Annotated in this window: 14 protein-coding genes; 7 read left to right on the plus strand and 7 right to left on the minus strand. The window is 44.6% G+C overall.

Going from position 1 to position 14,746, the window contains the following annotated elements; genetic code table 11:
- Positions 1-73: 73 nt before the first annotated feature.
- The 4 genes from QUA90_RS12025 to QUA90_RS12040 are packed head-to-tail and all read right to left on the minus strand — an operon-like array spanning position 74 to position 4,340.
- Positions 74-967, minus strand: a complete 894-nt coding sequence (locus tag QUA90_RS12025; protein ID WP_445300106.1) for a PD-(D/E)XK nuclease family protein — start codon at positions 965-967, stop codon at positions 74-76.
- Complete coding sequence (locus tag QUA90_RS12030) at positions 958-3,261, minus strand: Piwi domain-containing protein (RefSeq protein WP_333445663.1); 2,304 nt, start codon at positions 3,259-3,261, stop codon at positions 958-960. Before QUA90_RS12030 ends, QUA90_RS12025 begins: the two co-directional genes overlap by 10 nt.
- Positions 3,258-4,082 carry a PD-(D/E)XK nuclease family protein gene (locus QUA90_RS12035; protein WP_333445665.1) on the minus strand — a complete coding sequence of 275 codons (825 nt, stop codon included), beginning with the start codon at positions 4,080-4,082 and terminating at the stop codon, positions 3,258-3,260. The genes QUA90_RS12030 and QUA90_RS12035 overlap by 4 nt, the downstream gene beginning before the upstream one ends.
- A 36-nt stretch (positions 4,083-4,118) precedes the next feature.
- Positions 4,119-4,340 (minus strand): hypothetical protein, encoded by a 222-nt coding sequence (locus tag QUA90_RS12040; protein ID WP_333037034.1) that lies wholly within the window; start codon positions 4,338-4,340, stop codon positions 4,119-4,121.
- A 146-nt stretch (positions 4,341-4,486) separates the two neighbouring features.
- Here QUA90_RS12040 and QUA90_RS12045 point away from each other — a divergent pair, with 146 nt between their 5' ends.
- Together QUA90_RS12045 and QUA90_RS12050 are read left to right on the plus strand one after the other, a co-directional pair.
- Entirely contained in the window at positions 4,487-4,858 is a 372-nt protein-coding gene (locus tag QUA90_RS12045) for a helix-turn-helix transcriptional regulator (protein ID WP_333445667.1), read from the plus strand.
- Positions 4,855-5,496, plus strand: a complete 642-nt coding sequence (locus QUA90_RS12050) for an ImmA/IrrE family metallo-endopeptidase (RefSeq protein WP_333445669.1) — start codon at positions 4,855-4,857, stop codon at positions 5,494-5,496. The genes QUA90_RS12045 and QUA90_RS12050 overlap by 4 nt, the downstream gene beginning before the upstream one ends.
- Before the next feature lie 38 nt (positions 5,497-5,534).
- On the opposite strand, the gene QUA90_RS12055 is transcribed toward QUA90_RS12050, so the two are convergent.
- The 3 genes from QUA90_RS12055 to QUA90_RS12065 all read right to left on the minus strand — a co-directional run bounded on the left by QUA90_RS12055 (position 5,535) and on the right by QUA90_RS12065 (position 8,494).
- Positions 5,535-5,753: a hypothetical protein gene (locus tag QUA90_RS12055; RefSeq protein ID WP_333445671.1), complete on the minus strand. Its 219-nt coding sequence runs from the start codon at positions 5,751-5,753 to the stop codon at positions 5,535-5,537.
- Between the two features lie 321 nt (positions 5,754-6,074).
- On the minus strand, positions 6,075-6,659 hold the full coding sequence (locus QUA90_RS12060; RefSeq protein ID WP_333445673.1) for a PAP/fibrillin family protein: 585 nt from the start codon (positions 6,657-6,659) through the stop codon (positions 6,075-6,077).
- A 158-nt stretch (positions 6,660-6,817) separates the two neighbouring features.
- Positions 6,818-8,494: a glycosyltransferase family 4 protein gene (locus QUA90_RS12065; protein WP_333445674.1), complete on the minus strand. Its 1,677-nt coding sequence runs from the start codon at positions 8,492-8,494 to the stop codon at positions 6,818-6,820.
- A gap of 411 nt (positions 8,495-8,905) precedes the next feature.
- On the opposite strand from QUA90_RS12065, the gene QUA90_RS12070 reads away from it, so the two are divergent.
- The 5 genes from QUA90_RS12070 to QUA90_RS12090 all read left to right on the plus strand — a co-directional run bounded on the left by QUA90_RS12070 (position 8,906) and on the right by QUA90_RS12090 (position 14,724).
- Positions 8,906-9,145, plus strand: coding sequence for a DUF3134 domain-containing protein (locus QUA90_RS12070; RefSeq protein WP_006631296.1), 240 nt, complete (start codon positions 8,906-8,908; stop codon positions 9,143-9,145).
- 130 nt (positions 9,146-9,275) lie between these two features.
- On the plus strand, positions 9,276-10,391 hold the full coding sequence (gene mraY / locus QUA90_RS12075; protein WP_333327478.1) for a phospho-N-acetylmuramoyl-pentapeptide-transferase: 1,116 nt from the start codon (positions 9,276-9,278) through the stop codon (positions 10,389-10,391).
- A gap of 331 nt (positions 10,392-10,722) precedes the next feature.
- On the plus strand, positions 10,723-11,706 hold the full coding sequence (locus QUA90_RS12080) for a glycosyltransferase (protein WP_333327480.1): 984 nt from the start codon (positions 10,723-10,725) through the stop codon (positions 11,704-11,706).
- A gap of 334 nt (positions 11,707-12,040) precedes the next feature.
- Entirely contained in the window at positions 12,041-13,900 is a 1,860-nt protein-coding gene (locus QUA90_RS12085; RefSeq protein ID WP_333445676.1) for an NAD(P)H-quinone oxidoreductase subunit F, read from the plus strand.
- Between the two features lie 104 nt (positions 13,901-14,004).
- Positions 14,005-14,724, plus strand: coding sequence for a carbonic anhydrase (locus QUA90_RS12090; protein ID WP_333327486.1), 720 nt, complete (start codon positions 14,005-14,007; stop codon positions 14,722-14,724).
- Positions 14,725-14,746: the final 22 nt, after the last annotated feature.

Raw genomic sequence — 14,746 nt, forward strand, 5'->3', positions numbered from 1 at the left:
TTCATTCACATTCACAATATCTATAAACCCGCCCCCACCGGGCGACTAATAGTTGCATAGTACAAGATTTGAATTAAATAAATATTTCATCGATTATAGCAAGATTTGGTAGCCAATCTGTGGGAGTTTCTGCGAGAATATCTGGTGAGGGAGTTTTTGTGTTTTGTGTGCGGTTGCAGCGAGTGGCGAATTGACAGGAATCGCACAAATTGGAACTAATTTCTACTTGAGGTAAGAATTCCCCGGCTTCGGTATAGCGCTGTCGCCAGTCGGTTAGCTGCTGCAATAGGTGGGTTAAATCTTGTTTTGTGCGATCGTGTTCTGTTTGGTTGTAATAAAATGTGAGTTTTTGCGGCGGTTCTTCTCCTTGCAATTGTACGAACCAGTATGTCATGGAAACTTGTTCGGGGGAATAGTCGCTGGTTTCTACTAAGACGTATAAATAGAGGCGAGTTTGCCAACTTTCGGCTATCCATTTTGATTTTTGAGGGCGGGGATAGGTTTTCCAGTCGAGAATTTGGGCGGCGTTTGGTTCTGCTATTAGCAAGTCATAGATAACGGTGAATAGGTAGTCTTGGAAAATTAGGGTGCGGGGGTGTTCGGCTTGGCGGAAAACTCGCTCGCTATTTTCTGAATGGGCGAAAAGTTCCGGTGCGGTGTTGATAAATGCTGCCACACAGCGTCCCAGTTCGGGGTCTTGTTGGATGATGAATTCAATGGGAAGTCCGAGTTCTCGCTGCTGCATTAATAGGTGAAAGTGGCTTCCCCATGTGAGTTTTTTTTTGTGTTCTGGGGAGGCGGTGGTGGCGAGTAGTTCGAGGTAGCTATGTTGGAATTTGCGGGGGCATTCTTCGAGGATTTTGAGTTGGGTTTGGGAGAGTCGGAGCATTTTCGGGTGTGATGTAGTTGGTTTTTGGTAGGGTTTTGTTAGAGTGGTTGGTGGAATGGCTATCTGGCTTACAGCCAAAATTGTTTATCCCCATCCAATGCACCTGGAGAAATACCTTGTAACCGCCGATAAGCGATGCGGTCAGAACCATATAAGGGAACGGGTAAACGTGGCTCTTTAAGTGCTCCATGATGCAATAAAGTAAGTTTAAGTGTTGTTTCTACTAAACTTTCAATTGATACTTCCTGTCCTTCATCAGGAATAACCTTCAAACGTAAGGGATAAGGCAGACCCATCTTCTCATTCTTTACTTCTGTGGTCACCAAAATCACTTCATATGCAGATAGTCGAAGTGCTAGACCTTTTGTGGGTGCTTTTAAAGCTAACTGAGCAAAGTTGTAAAGTCGGGGAACTTGAGACTTGATACATTCCACCAAAATAAAATTAGAGCTAATTGCTTTTGCTCGTTCGCGTAAATACTTGACTTCGTTACCACAAAAATGTCCATCGCGGTAAATTAGTACAGTTTTTCTAGTTAGGTCAGCAGCCGGAAGAAACCTCTCTAGTGTTCGTTTATCAATTTCTTCACCCTGTGTTAAAGCATCTTCCAGCCTATAGCGAATAAATTTTCCTTGCCGATCGTAAAGACGCACACTTGCACAAACATTCAAGCTTCCGCTTCCCTTCTTTTTGGGAGTTCTGGAAATATCCAAACCGATGAAATAATCAGCAATCTCTAAAGGTTCAGCTAGAATAAATGGCAAGTTTCCCAGCTTTGCTAAAATTCCTGGAATGACTTGATTGAGAATATTTCCGTGATTTTTAGTATCTTGTACTGTGTCTTCATAAATCACTTGGCTTGCTTTTCCGTGTCGGAGTAACTGCGAAGAAATAAACGCATAAAAACTGCCGTCTTCGCTATTGTCGGTATTGCGATCGCTCTGAGGTAAAAAAGTCAAAACAATATCTGTGGGAATCTCCATTAGTTCATTAATAGCTTGTTCTAATCTAACTTTAGCCTCAGCCTTACTCAAGCCGTCTATCGAAACTATCTTAATTCTACTCTCATCAATCTTTTTGGTATTCTTGTTAATCAAACTGAGGCTTTCAAATTTATACTGTTTGAGACGTTTCTGAACTTCTTCTAAAAGATAGGAGCTGACTTTAAAATTCCCCACTTTTAAAACTGAAATGCGAATCGCTCTTGATATATCACTATATTCATCGTGACGGCGATAAACACCACCTTTAGAGAGTCCTTTCAAAACTTCACCTCTCTTACCAATGAATTTATTACCGAATTCAAGAAGTGTTTCTTCAAGCTTGAACTGAATTGGTAGGAATAAGGACTGGTAATCACGGCTGTTGATACACTTAGCTCCTAAATTGAGTCCATAGGCCTTTAAAACATTTTCTGCTTTTTGCTTGTATGAAGTTAAGCATTTTTGTCGCTCTTGATAGGGAATTTTAGTCTCTTTGAGTAAGTCTCCATATTTTACATCAAAGCGATCGGCGGTTTCCTCTGTGACACAGGGACGCAGAGCAGACATTGGATACTGATACTCTTTTGGATTTTTGCTAAACTGGACTGCCACAACAACTTGATCGTCTGGTGCTTCTTCAAGTTTTAGTTTGCTCTGTGCACCTGTTGCTTTATCGATGAGGTCTTGTCTGCGTCCTCCTTCTCCAATTGGGCCTACAATAGCAGTAATTGTAGCAAAACTCTTCTTTTCAAGATCTCTAACTTTCAAACCTATTAAAAGTTCTTTCGGTTTGTTCCTATATGGATGATTTTCGTAAAATTCATCCAATGTAGTTTGGTAAACGAAGTAGCTGTGAGGTGTGAAAACTAAAGCTGGATATTCACCATCTTGCACTTCAATAGTTTCTGCCCAAAAATTAGCTTCACGCTTGACTTCAACATGATTTTCAGACCAAACAGTATCAGATGATGAGAACTCTGAACTTCTTTTCAAAATTCTAACAGCTAATTGAGCAAGGATAGGAGCTGTTACCTCCGGTTCGCGTACCCATTGGATAGAGTAGGAGCGATCGCCAATATCTTCTCTCAACTCCTCTTCAATTTCTACCAGTGCCTCTCGCCACTTTTCTTTGGTGGGCATGGGTTGATTAGGTTCACCTAAAACCCAAAAATATTTGTCTTCCCAGATCGCAACTAGCTGATGAGGAAATTCTTGATTAGTAAACTTTTGGCAAAAACGCCAGCTAAATCGGTTGCCAATTTTGCGATCTACTTCAGGAGTCAGTCGAAAGCAGATTAAATTCGGTTGAGAAATACTCAGCGGGAAAATCTCGCTCAAATATGTTGGTGAAGCAGAGACTTGTGGGGTAATTTGAACAGCAGCAGTCATGCGGCAACCTCTAATATTACAGAAGAAAATTCACAAATTGAGTTAAAGGGACAGTAAGAACAGTTAGAACCAGGATTAGGTGGAAAAATTATGTCGAACTCAGCCGGATCGTCGCGGTAACGCTTCAAATCTTTTTGATGTCGTTGAGCAATTAGCGACATTTCTATTTTGAAAGCTTGTAGGGTATCAGCCGTTGCCTTGAGTGGGTCAGACTGCTTGCCTGTTTCCAAATTATAAAATGAGGCGATAGCTGGCTGAGACGGGTAGAGATAACTGGCTGCTAGCAAGTAAAGGTATGCCTGTCGCCGATCGAATTCAGATTTACCTGTTTTGAAATCTAAAATATGTATGGTTCCATCGGGTTCGGCAAAAATGCAGTCTATCGCCGCAAAGAAATTAAACTGATAATTCCCCTGCTTCAGAATAATTGGTTGGGGAAATCCCTCATCACCTCGGTTCAGTTTAATGATGTTCTTGCCTAAAAGAATCGGGTGCTGCTGGTAATTGCTCAGGATGATAATTACTCGTTCCTGAACAGGAGTTGACTCTTGGCTTAATTGCAGAATTTCTGCAACTTGCTCTACAGCACCTTTGCGGGAGAATAGTTTAGGGTTTTGATGAAATTCATAAACTCCTTGCTGTGCAAGTATTCCAATTCGTTGAGGTGTGTTGTCTAAATCTTTAACTGCTGCGACTCCAGGTTCTCGCTGTCGTGCCCTAGCAAAACCTCGCTTCATATCGCAGTGGAAGTATTCTTGCCCTACTGGTGGAGCAAACTGTGACCAAAGATTATAGCTGGCAAATGCCCAAATTTTGTCCATGAGTTTAGCCCTCTATTTTAGAGGGCTGTTATTGGTTCATTTGGTTAAAATTTCGTGGATGGCGGTTTTTGCTTTGACGGATTTGGAAACCTCAGTTTGGTTCGCCAATTCAAAGGTACGCAAGCCTTCCAGCATTTGTTTGGCGGCTTTCCTCAGATTTGGATTCCGACTTGTCCGTTGAACTTCCTCAAGCAAAACTGGCAGGGGTCTGCCGATAGAGAAGCACAGTTGGTCGGGATTGAAGGGTTGTTTTTTCATGCTGTGGCTCCAAAAAGGTCTGTCTCGATCTATTATAGTGTTTATGTTGTTCATGTTGACCAATTTAGCCAACATACATACTTTAGACCCTGTTGAAGATAAAGTCAAGATAGATTACAATTTTTCCATGATAAGGGACTACAGCCGTGAGCGAGACGTTTGGCAAGCTGATTCGTCAAGCCCGTAAGGACAAGGAATATAGCCAGCGCGAACTGGCAAAGTTGATCGGTGTGGATTATACCTACCTATCCAAACTGGAAAACGACCACGCTGGGTATCCTCCCAGCGAGGATGTCATTGAGGCGTTAGGGCGTCATTTGGATTTGACCGATCGTACAGATGACCTCAAACGCCTAGCAGGTAGGATTACACCAGATGATGCCAAAGTTTTTGAGGATCTGGTCAAAAAGTACAGGCAAATGCCTGCGTTGCTGCGCCGGATGCGGGATGAGCCAGAATTTGCACAACAATTACTGCGCGAAACCACACAATTAGAAGGTGAGGAGAGGAAGAGTTGAAAGTAATCAACCAGTATCAAAAATTATCAAAAGAGGAAATTGAGCTTCGTGCGATGGATGTTATTACGCGCGTCAATCAAAAGCGCAAGCGTCCTCTAAAATGGCCTATTGATGCTGGTCATGTTGCTGAAGCTTTAGGGTTGGATATGGATTGTGGCTACATAGATCCTGATGAAAAAGGGGCGATTGCTGCCATGATTCTACCTACTGAACGTAAAATTATAATGAACGAAAAGAGTCTGGAACTGCCTAAAGGGTTTGAAGAATCTTCAATAGCTCACGAAATTGGACATTGGGAGCTTCACATAGATCAAAATGCAGTTTCTTGTATAGAAGAAGAGCAAAAGCGTGGTGTTGAGATCGCCGTAGAGCCATTTTTATGTCGCAGTATTAGCAGTCAGCAAGGGATAGAATGGCAAGCACAGTATTTTGCTGGTTGTTTGCTGATGCCCAGCTTTAAGCTAGAAGAAGTACGAAGAGGACGCGATCTAACAAAGTGGAAACACCTTTATGCAATGCGAGATGAACTTGGCGTAACAATATCCAATCTGATAAATCGTCTGCAAGACCTTCGCTGGATTTACATTCCCAAGGGTTCTAAGCAAATCTATCTTGGTGATACTGGAACTAAAGCGTAGAAAAGTTTGTTTTAGTAAATTGCGATCGCCTGCCTCTCTCATCCCAAATCCCAAAGTGCGATCGCCCTTTGCTTCCCCAAGTGCGATCGATGACACAGCAAGTGTCCGTCAGTATCCGATCGACTGCGAAATCGCCCCACAATCGCCCGCTGCATACTGGGCATGAGTTTGGCGATCGCCCAAGGGTAAAGGCGTTTTTGGTACGCGATCGCCCCAGGATTCGCTGTGAATCCCTGTTGATAAACGTTTTGTGGCATAATCGTGTTGTATTCGTAAGGAGTACACAAAAGGCGTTAGTAAGTTTCTTGGCGGGAATGTACTAACGCCTTTTCCACTAAAATTCAAGTACATATCACAAGAATTGTCAATTGTCAATTCTTAACGCTAAGTTTTAACGGTTATCCTATCTGAAGCTTTTATCGGCTATGGATTTGAGGGTTTTAGTAAGTGTTGAATTGTTGGCATAAGTGATATATTTTTGATTTTTAACCGCAGATGAACGCGGATAAACGCGGATGAAAGAAAGATAAATTGAGAATGAGTTAAGGGGCGATCGCACTTAATCACACATCACAAAATCACTCTTTTGTCAAGACAAAAACACTGTCTTTATTCCCCCGTCCAATCCGCAAATCTTTATCCAAATAAGTGATATCTAGCCATCCCTGCTGTTCGCGAGTATCCAGCCCGAAATCTACAGCAGCGAACTTTTTCCCCGACTCAATCTCATCGATAAACTTCCCCGGATATTCATAGCCAATCAACCTGCTTAAACCCAAAATTGACCGCTCAAACTTCACCTGCACTCGCCGTTCCGAAGTTGGCTCAAATCTTGCCGCTACACTGACAATTCCTTCCAAATAAGGCAAGCCGTAAAGTTCGCCAATGTTGTAAATTTTAGATTCTTTGACGCGGATAGATTGATAAATTTGACCCAATTTCACCAAGGGAAAACTGTCAAGATTCAGCAGTTCACGGCTGGTGGTGTACAATAACCGCCAATCACCATTTAAAAGCTCTGCGGCTTCGACAGGGCGTGTTGTGGGGTTGTAATCTTCCAATTGGGCGATCGCACTTAAAATCGCTTGTTTGTCGCTAGCCGTAGCCAGCAAACCTCGATTCTTACCAGCAATTATCTCTAATAGTGCAGATTTTCTAAGCATGATTTTTTAAGAAGGAAGGCACGACACGGATTTTGACACGAATACACGGATTAATTATCGAAGGTGAGGCAAAAGTCAGACCGCTCTTTTCTTCTGTCTCAAGCGAGAGGGAGGAAATTTTGTGTAGTAGCGATTTTAATCGCCGAGTCCGCAGAGTATTAACAACTAATAACTAAGATATCAAATTTCACCAAATAAAGCAGAGTCCGATACAAGTAGGCTAATTCTTGCTCGTTTTTAACGTAGCGTCGGATAAGTTCCCCCACGCCGATCGCACCTTCCTGCTTAATTTTATCCAATATCTCCATCTGAATGTTAACAGATATTCTCCTATCCTCACCAAAACTGGTAAACCTAATTGTCTGTACCTGCTTTAAAAGTTGTGGTGTGGCGATCGCACCCAGACTCAGCATCATCTCATTGCTTAAACTTCTAGTCGCATAATTATCCAATACGCGAAACGGATCGTCGCCTAGGGGATAAGGCGGCTTCCCAGCTTTTAAAGATGCTGACTCCGGTGCCACAAAGCGAATTTCTGCTAATTCCCGCCACAATTGTTCGTAAGCAGCAATTACTACTTTCCAATCATAAATTTCCCTCGCCCTTTGTCTCGCATTTTCCCCCATCCGCTTTCTCAATTCGGGGTTTTCAATTAATTGACACAACGCCAGGGTGCAAGCATCAATGTCAACTGCTGTGGCGAGGGAAGTGTGACCCATGTAAGTCGGCCAATTTAAGCTGCCGTCGAGATAATTTAGGGCTAAATCTAAACAAGATTCCGGGGGCGGGATGAGTGTGGGAATGCGGAATCCGTCTATTTCGTGGCGTACAGATTCTTTGTATCCGTTCCAATCGGAGACTATGGCCGGCAGTCCGTTCGCCATGGCTTCTATTGGTGTCAGTCCGAAGGATTCTTGAATGTTGTCGGACAGCGAAATGAAAATGTCTGCCGCCGACCAAATATTTCTTCTGATTTCCGGCTGTCTCCCATCTAAAAAAATAGCATTCACCGAGGGACAAAATATTGGCGCGCTATTTTTAAAGTCGGGTTCTTCTCTCGGATCTTCTATCCAACCGGCTTGAATTAAGTGGATTTTGGCTTTTGTCTGTTGTGCGGCCCGTTCTAGGGCGATGTACATGGGTACCGGATGAGCTTTTGCAGAAAAAATCAATCGACCGACAAATAACACAACAATATCGTCGGGAGAAATGCCGAGTTCTTGTCGCAGTTGGCGACGACTATTAACTGCTTCCATACCCTGCGGAAACGCGCTGCAATCCACTCCGAGGGGAATAACCGGCAATTTGACTAAAATTTCCGGTTTACCGCCGTTCCGCTGGGCTAAATATTCAGACCACTCCGTCATAACTCCTTCTACTGCTGTTTTCACGGCGGCAGAGGTGCAGATCAGGGCGTCCCAAGGCTGCATGGGTGCGGTGATCAAATCGCCGATCGCCTCCATGATGTATTGTGTACCGATCGTGTGAGTAACGCCGCAAACGCTGTAGGCCCGCTGATCGACAAATCTGCGCGCCCAAACCATCTGCGACAGAACCGGATCGGGTCGGTAAATTGTGCCCGGTTGAGATAGCAAATCCGGTCGTTCCATCGGAATCCAACGAACTTTCCGAGGTTTTTGCAGCCAAGGTTGGATGTGCGAACAAAACTCTTTAAAGGTTGTTTCGCTATCGGCGCAACAGTAGAGAGAGTCAGCGGTTCCGTGTTGGACTAAGCTTTTGAGAAACCCTTCTCCGGCTGAATGACGCCCCAGAAGTTTTTTGCCTCCGGTGTGGTAGCCCTCTTTGTTGTATAAAACCGCTGCCGTTGTATCCATTCTGAGATTTATTGCTTGAGAGTTGACTGAAAAAGCCAGAGGGCATTCGGGCTCAGGCTTTGATGAAAATCCAGGAGACTGTTGTGAATCAACCCCTTGCCGTTAGGGAAGCTTGCACAATAGGATCGCCGCCTGTCCCGCGATATCTTAAAGACGATCGTCTCAGATTACAATGCTTACGGCTAAAGAAGGATTGGCAAGAGCGGATTTTAGTGTTATCCTCATGCCCATGCTTGGGGGCGATCGCCTTTAGGGTCTCCCATCTTATCCGATCCGGAACCAAACAGTGCCTGTGGTATAATGCTTTAGCCTTGCTAAATGCCCGATTTGCAAGTGCTTGATCAAATTAGTAGTTCGTCGGCAAAACGTTACCTCACTCGATCGCGTCTTTGTCTTTAAAAACCGATAATCATGTACAACCCATCTCTGCGTCAAATTCCTCGCCACTTACCTGCGGATGTAATTCCATTAAAACAGCAATCTTCTCTTTTAGACTGGTTGGAATCTAACAATCGCCTGTTAGCAAGGGATGTCCAAGAACCCGACTATCTGCACGAAGAAGAAATTTCTGAACTTATGGCAGTTGACGACAGTCCTTACGATGATTTAGAAGAGGAAGTAGAAGAGGATGTGAGTGTAGGCGAAGAATAACGGGTAGAAGGGTGAAGAAATCAACCGGAAACAGGGAAGAAAAACTAAGAGATTTCTCAATCTCCTGTATCGCACCCTATTCCCCCATTGTCAATTGCTTATTCTCAAATAGTGTGTGGTGAGGAGTGTTATGGATAACTTTTTGGATGAGAAAATCCCTTTTAGTCTGCCTTTCAAACTTACAGGCAAGAATTTATTCCTGCTGCTGGGTTTGGGGCTCGGCATTTTAGCGATCGGTTTAGATGTAGTAGCGGATAGATTTTTGAATTTACCTGCATCGCTATTTATGCCGCTAGTTGTTTGTGCTTTAGTTGCGTCGGGGTTGGGCTATGCAGTTGTACCCGTACTCCAGCAACTAAAAGCAGGACAAATAATTCGCGAAGACGGCCCCCAAGCCCATTTGAAAAAAGCGGGAACGCCGACAATGGGAGGCATCTTTTTTATACCTGCGGGGGTAGCAGTCGCTTTACTTTGGTCTAAGTTTAACTCAGATGTTGTTGCCGTATCGGCTTTAACTTTAGCTTACGGTTTCATTGGCTGGATTGATGACTGGCAAATTCTGCGACGTAAGTCAAACAAAGGTATTTCACCTCGGATGAAATTGGCTTTGCAAATAAGTTTTGCTGCTCTATTTTGTCTGTGGCTGATGTTTCATCAACCTGCAATTTCTACGAATGTTGCTTTGCCTTTCGGTTGGGTATTGCCATTAGGTTTTCTGTTCTGGCCGCTGGCGGGTTTTGTGCTAGTTGCTGAAAGCAATGCTACTAATCTTACTGATGGTGTTGACGGATTGATGGGCGGTTTGGGCGCGATCGCACTTTTGGGACTAGGTGCATCTGTAGCCTCAACTTCGCCAGAATTAATGATTTTTTGCGCTTGCATCAGCGGCAGTTGTTTCGGTTTCTTAGCACACAACCGCAATCCAGCCAAGGTGTTTATGGGCGATACAGGTGCTTTAGCTTTGGGCGGTGCGTTGGGTGCGGTAGCTTTATTAACAAATAGCCTTTGGATATTATTAATTATCAGCGGGATTTTCTTTGTAGAAACGCTGTCAGTAATTGCTCAAGTAGGTTATTACAAAGCTACAAAAGGGCCTGATGGCATCGGCAAGCGTCTGTTAAGAATGGCTCCACTGCACCATCATCTAGAGTTGTGCGGCTGGTTGGAAACTCAGGTTGTTGGCATTTTTTATTTAACTAACGGGGCGTTAGTGTTAATGATTCTGATGTTAACTAGCAACATTTGAGAAGAGATTGCGTGACGGATTGCACAGGGGATGTAAGAGATATTTTCTACTATTTCAAAGAAACAGGCAAGATGCCTGTTCCACAAGAACTGAATGCAGTTGTGGAACAGGCATCTTGCCTGTTTAAGGCTCGGAAGTTATAATTTTGAGAATTGATATCCTCAGTTAATGCAATGGAACTTAGTAACACTTTTTAATTATTTGAATAACCGCGAAGAGGGTTCTAGGACAAAGGAAGAACTACATTTGCTTATTTATCTTCCTTAGCGCCTTCGCGGTTCGTTTAATCTTACTCAATATTAGTTATGCTATCGTTTACGGTTGTTTGTGAATGACTAAAACGTTTTTACCGGAGGTTTCGGTGGTTGTGCCTGTTTACAACGGCGAGGGGGATGTGCCGGATTTAATTGAGTGCCTGCGATCGCAAACTTATCCGCCACACAGAGTAGAATATCTTTTAGTAGACAACAACAGTTGCGATCGCACTTCAGCAATCCTGCAAACAGCAGCCTCTAACCCCCCCTCAGTCCCCCCCTTGGTCAGGGGAGGAAGCAATTTCAATCAAATAATCATTCGCCACCTCAGTGAAAATCAGATTCAAAGTTCCTACGCCGCCCGCAATCAAGGAATTCGCGCATCCACAGGCGAAATCATTGCATTTACCGATGCAGACTGTCGCCCGGAATCTGACTGGCTGGAAAATTTAGTTAAGCCATTCGTTGACTTAGAAATAGGAATTAGCGCTGGGGAAATACTCGCATTGCCCGGTAAAACTATCTTAGAACAACACGCCGAGCGCCAAAATACTTTATCTCAAAAACATACTCTCGCTCACTCTTTTTGTCCCTACGGTCAAACCGCCAACTTAGCTGTACGGAGGCTAGTTTTACAACAAATAGGATTATTTCGCCCTTACCTCACCAGTGGCGGCGATGCTGACTTGTGTTGGCGGATTTTGCGGGAAACATCCTATCAATTACATTTTGCTCAAAATGCGATCGTCCGACACCGCCACCGTTCTACAATAAAACAGTTGCAAAGTCAATGGTATCGGTACGGCGAATCTAATAAATATTTGCACGAACTCCACGGTGTCGATTTGATGCGAGAATTGACAACACAGGAATATTTTTATCGGCTGGCTAGATGGCTGTTCAAGGAATTTCCGGTTGCTGCTGCCAAAAGTGCGATCGGCTCTTCGGAGCTGGTAGACTTATTCAATACGCCGATCGGTCTTTTGAATGTTAGGGCAAGGGCAATGGGGCAGCGCCAAGCCAAACTTCCAGAATCAGCTTGGGACATTGAGCGGTGTTAATCGGCTTTAATATTTTAGAGCAATAAATCATTGTTCGATCGCACTTGCGATCGACAAATATTCGTTTGTACACAATCCGCCCCTATATATACGTATAAGTAGAGTTTATCGGTACCGATAAATATGCTGAATCAGAAATATGATAATTTAACGCAATACTTAATATAAAATTAATAAGTCTATTCTTTCCCCCTAGTCTCAAAACAACGAGTAACTCGAATACTGACGCCAAAATAGCCTCTAATTCTGCCTTCTGGCTTTTCAGTGCTGTCGTCAGCGCGATCGTAATTATTCTCAGAATTTTAAATTTTTGTAACCTTTACAGGTAATGCCAATGGCTCAAATCTTACTCCAGACGGTTTGGTTTATACCTTGCTATCCACTCATCGGTGGAGTTCTGTCGATACTGTGGTTTCCGGCAGTTACCCGTCGCACGGGGCCAAGACCATCCGGTTATGTGAACGCCATATTAACGTTGTTCGCTTTCCTACACGGCATCATCGCCCTCGCAGCTATCTGGAACCAACCAGCGCAACACCAGTTCATTCCCTGGCTGAATGTAGCAGGTTTAGACTTAACCATTCCCGTTGAAATCTCTGCTGTCACCGTCGGGGCGACAGTTTTGATTACCGGACTGAACTTGCTGGCGCAGATTTATGCTTTCGGTTACATGGAAATGGACTGGGGCTGGGCTCGGTTGTTTTCCTTGATGGGGCTGTTTGAAGCGGGGATGTGCGGGTTGGTACTGTGCAATTCTCTCTTCTTCAGCTACATGATTTTGGAAGTTCTGACTTTGGGTACTTACCTGCTAGTCGGGCTGTGGTTCAATCAGTCTTTGGTGGTGACAGGAGCCCGCGACGCTTTCTTAACCAAGCGGGTGGGAGATTTATTCCTGCTGATGGGAGTAGTCGCAATTCTGCCGCTGGCTGGAACTTGGAATTTTGACGAGTTGGCTGTTTGGGCTCAGACTGCAAAGCTTGACCCTACTGTAGCGACGCTGTTGAGCTTAGCTTTGATTGCCGGGCCCATGGGTAAGTGCGCTCAGTTTCCCTTGCACCTGTGGCTGGATGAGGCGATGGAAGGCCCGCTGCCGGCGACAATTTTGCGGAACACCGTAGTTGTGGAAACTGGTGCTTGGATTTTGATTAAGTTGCAGCCAGTGATTGCTTTGTCGCCGATCGGACTGAAGACAACTATTATTGTAGGTGCTGCGACGGCGGTTGGTGCTTCATTAATTGCGATCGCCCAAATTGACATCAAGCGCACGCTTTCCTATATAGTCAGCTCTTACATGGGCTTAGTATTTATCGCCGTCGGCACAGGACAAGCCCAGACAGCCCTGACATTGATATTTGCCTACAGCTTGGCAATGGGTTTGCTGGTGATGAGCATCGGTTCGGTGGTTTGGAACAGCATCACTCAGGATGTCCGCTCTCTCGGCGGTTTGTGGGGAAAGCGGCCAATATCGGCCATATCGTTTATTGTCGGTAGCGCTGGATTAGTAGGACTGCCGCCCTTCGGCTGCTTCTGGGCTTTAGAAGACTTCACATCCGGGCTTTCGGAAACTCACCCTTTCTTGTTAGGAATAGTGCTGTTTGTCAACGGCGTCACTGCTTTTGGCTTGGTGCGCGTCTTCGGTTTAGTTTTTGGCGGCCAACCAAAGCAAATGACCGAACGGTCGCCGGAAGTTCACTGGCCTTTTATCTTGCCGATGACTGTTTTAATGGGCTTTACTTTGCACGTTCCGCACTTGCTGGCGGCGTGGCATTTATTGCCGGGGGCAAGTTTGAATTATACCGCCACTGGACTGCTAGTTTTGTCAACGACGATCGGCATCGGTGCCGGAGCATTTGTTTACCTGAACGAGAAATGGGAAAAACCAGTGCGAATCGGTTCTCAAGCCCTGCAAGACTTTTTTGCTTACGACTTTTACACCGCCAAACTTTACCGGGTGACAGTGATATTTGCAGTAGGTCTAGTTGCTCAAGTTATCTCTTGGGTCGATCGCAATATTGTTGACGGATTCGTAAATTTAATCGGTTTTGCAACGGTTTTCGGCGGGCAAAGCCTCAAATACAACGTTAACGGTCAAACTCAGTTTTACGCCTTGACAATTCTGTTCGGAGTTGCGGTTTTGGGACTGCTCATAAGCTGGCCGCTGCTAGCTCGCTTGTCGCTAATTGTAGGCGGGTAAATAGATATAAAATTTAAGATTTTAGGTGACAGTTTTAATCTAAAATCTTAAAAACATGAAGTCTTGAACAAAGATTTCCAACTCGTTCAAAGAAGGCAGCACAAATGAACTCAAACCACAGAGAATTCAATCTTTCCCGACGCAATTCCCTCAAATTTGTCGCAGGTGCCATTGGTACAGGGATACTCGCAGCAGGAGCAGGAGCTGATTTTGCTGCACCCGAACCAGCAATTGCTCAAAATGACTTGACTCCCGATGGAGCTCTGCAAAAGTTAATGGACGGGAACAAGCGGTTTGTTGAAAGAAAACGCCAAAGTCCCAACCAAGACTTACCCCGCCTCGTCGAAGTTGCCAAATCTCAAAAACCCTTTGCTGCTATTCTCGGCTGTGCAGATTCCCGCTTTCCTTCGGAGATTATTTTCGATCAGGGATTGGGAGATTTATTTGTCTGTCGCGTGGCCGGAAATGTTGCTACCCCAGAAGAAATTGGCAGCCTGGAATTTGGCACGCTGGTACTGGGAGCAAAAGTGCTGGTGGTAATCGGGCATAAAAGGTGCGGTGCGGTAGACGCAACCATCAAAGGGGCTCAAGTTCCTGGTCAAATTGGCAGTTTGCTCGACGCCATTAAGCCGGCTGTAGAAAGCTCGAAAAGCCAAGCAGGCGACAAGCTAGAAAATGCCTCAAAAGCCAATGTTGTGCTGCAAGCTAACAAGTTGAAAGCCTCTCCAGTTATCTCTCAGTTAATTGCGGAGAATAAACTGAAAGTTGTGGGTGGATATTACGATTTAGACACGGGCGCCGTCAATATTTTGGTTGAGTCTTGAGGCAATTTGGAATTGATAATTG

The organism is Microcoleus sp. D3_18_C4, assembly GCF_036702355.1.
Taxonomy (GTDB): domain Bacteria; phylum Cyanobacteriota; class Cyanobacteriia; order Cyanobacteriales; family Microcoleaceae; genus Microcoleus.

What these genes read in the sequence shown, in the direction of transcription:
- QUA90_RS12070 (WP_006631296.1), top strand. Translation starts at nt 8,906, where the DNA reads ATGTACAACCCATCTCTGCGTCAAATTCCTCGCCACTTACCTGCGGAT.
- QUA90_RS12085 (WP_333445676.1), top strand. Translation starts at nt 12,041, where the DNA reads ATGGCTCAAATCTTACTCCAGACGGTTTGGTTTATACCTTGCTATCCA.
- QUA90_RS12035 (WP_333445665.1), bottom strand. Translation starts at nt 4,082, where the DNA reads ATGGACAAAATTTGGGCATTTGCCAGCTATAATCTTTGGTCACAGTTT.
- QUA90_RS12065 (WP_333445674.1), bottom strand. Translation starts at nt 8,494, where the DNA reads ATGGATACAACGGCAGCGGTTTTATACAACAAAGAGGGCTACCACACC.
- QUA90_RS12030 (WP_333445663.1), bottom strand. Translation starts at nt 3,261, where the DNA reads ATGACTGCTGCTGTTCAAATTACCCCACAAGTCTCTGCTTCACCAACA.
- QUA90_RS12040 (WP_333037034.1), bottom strand. Translation starts at nt 4,340, where the DNA reads ATGAAAAAACAACCCTTCAATCCCGACCAACTGTGCTTCTCTATCGGC.
- QUA90_RS12055 (WP_333445671.1), bottom strand. Translation starts at nt 5,753, where the DNA reads ATGCCACAAAACGTTTATCAACAGGGATTCACAGCGAATCCTGGGGCG.
- mraY (WP_333327478.1), top strand. Translation starts at nt 9,276, where the DNA reads ATGGATAACTTTTTGGATGAGAAAATCCCTTTTAGTCTGCCTTTCAAA.
- QUA90_RS12090 (WP_333327486.1), top strand. Translation starts at nt 14,005, where the DNA reads ATGAACTCAAACCACAGAGAATTCAATCTTTCCCGACGCAATTCCCTC.
- QUA90_RS12080 (WP_333327480.1), top strand. Translation starts at nt 10,723, where the DNA reads ATGACTAAAACGTTTTTACCGGAGGTTTCGGTGGTTGTGCCTGTTTAC.
- QUA90_RS12060 (WP_333445673.1), bottom strand. Translation starts at nt 6,659, where the DNA reads ATGCTTAGAAAATCTGCACTATTAGAGATAATTGCTGGTAAGAATCGA.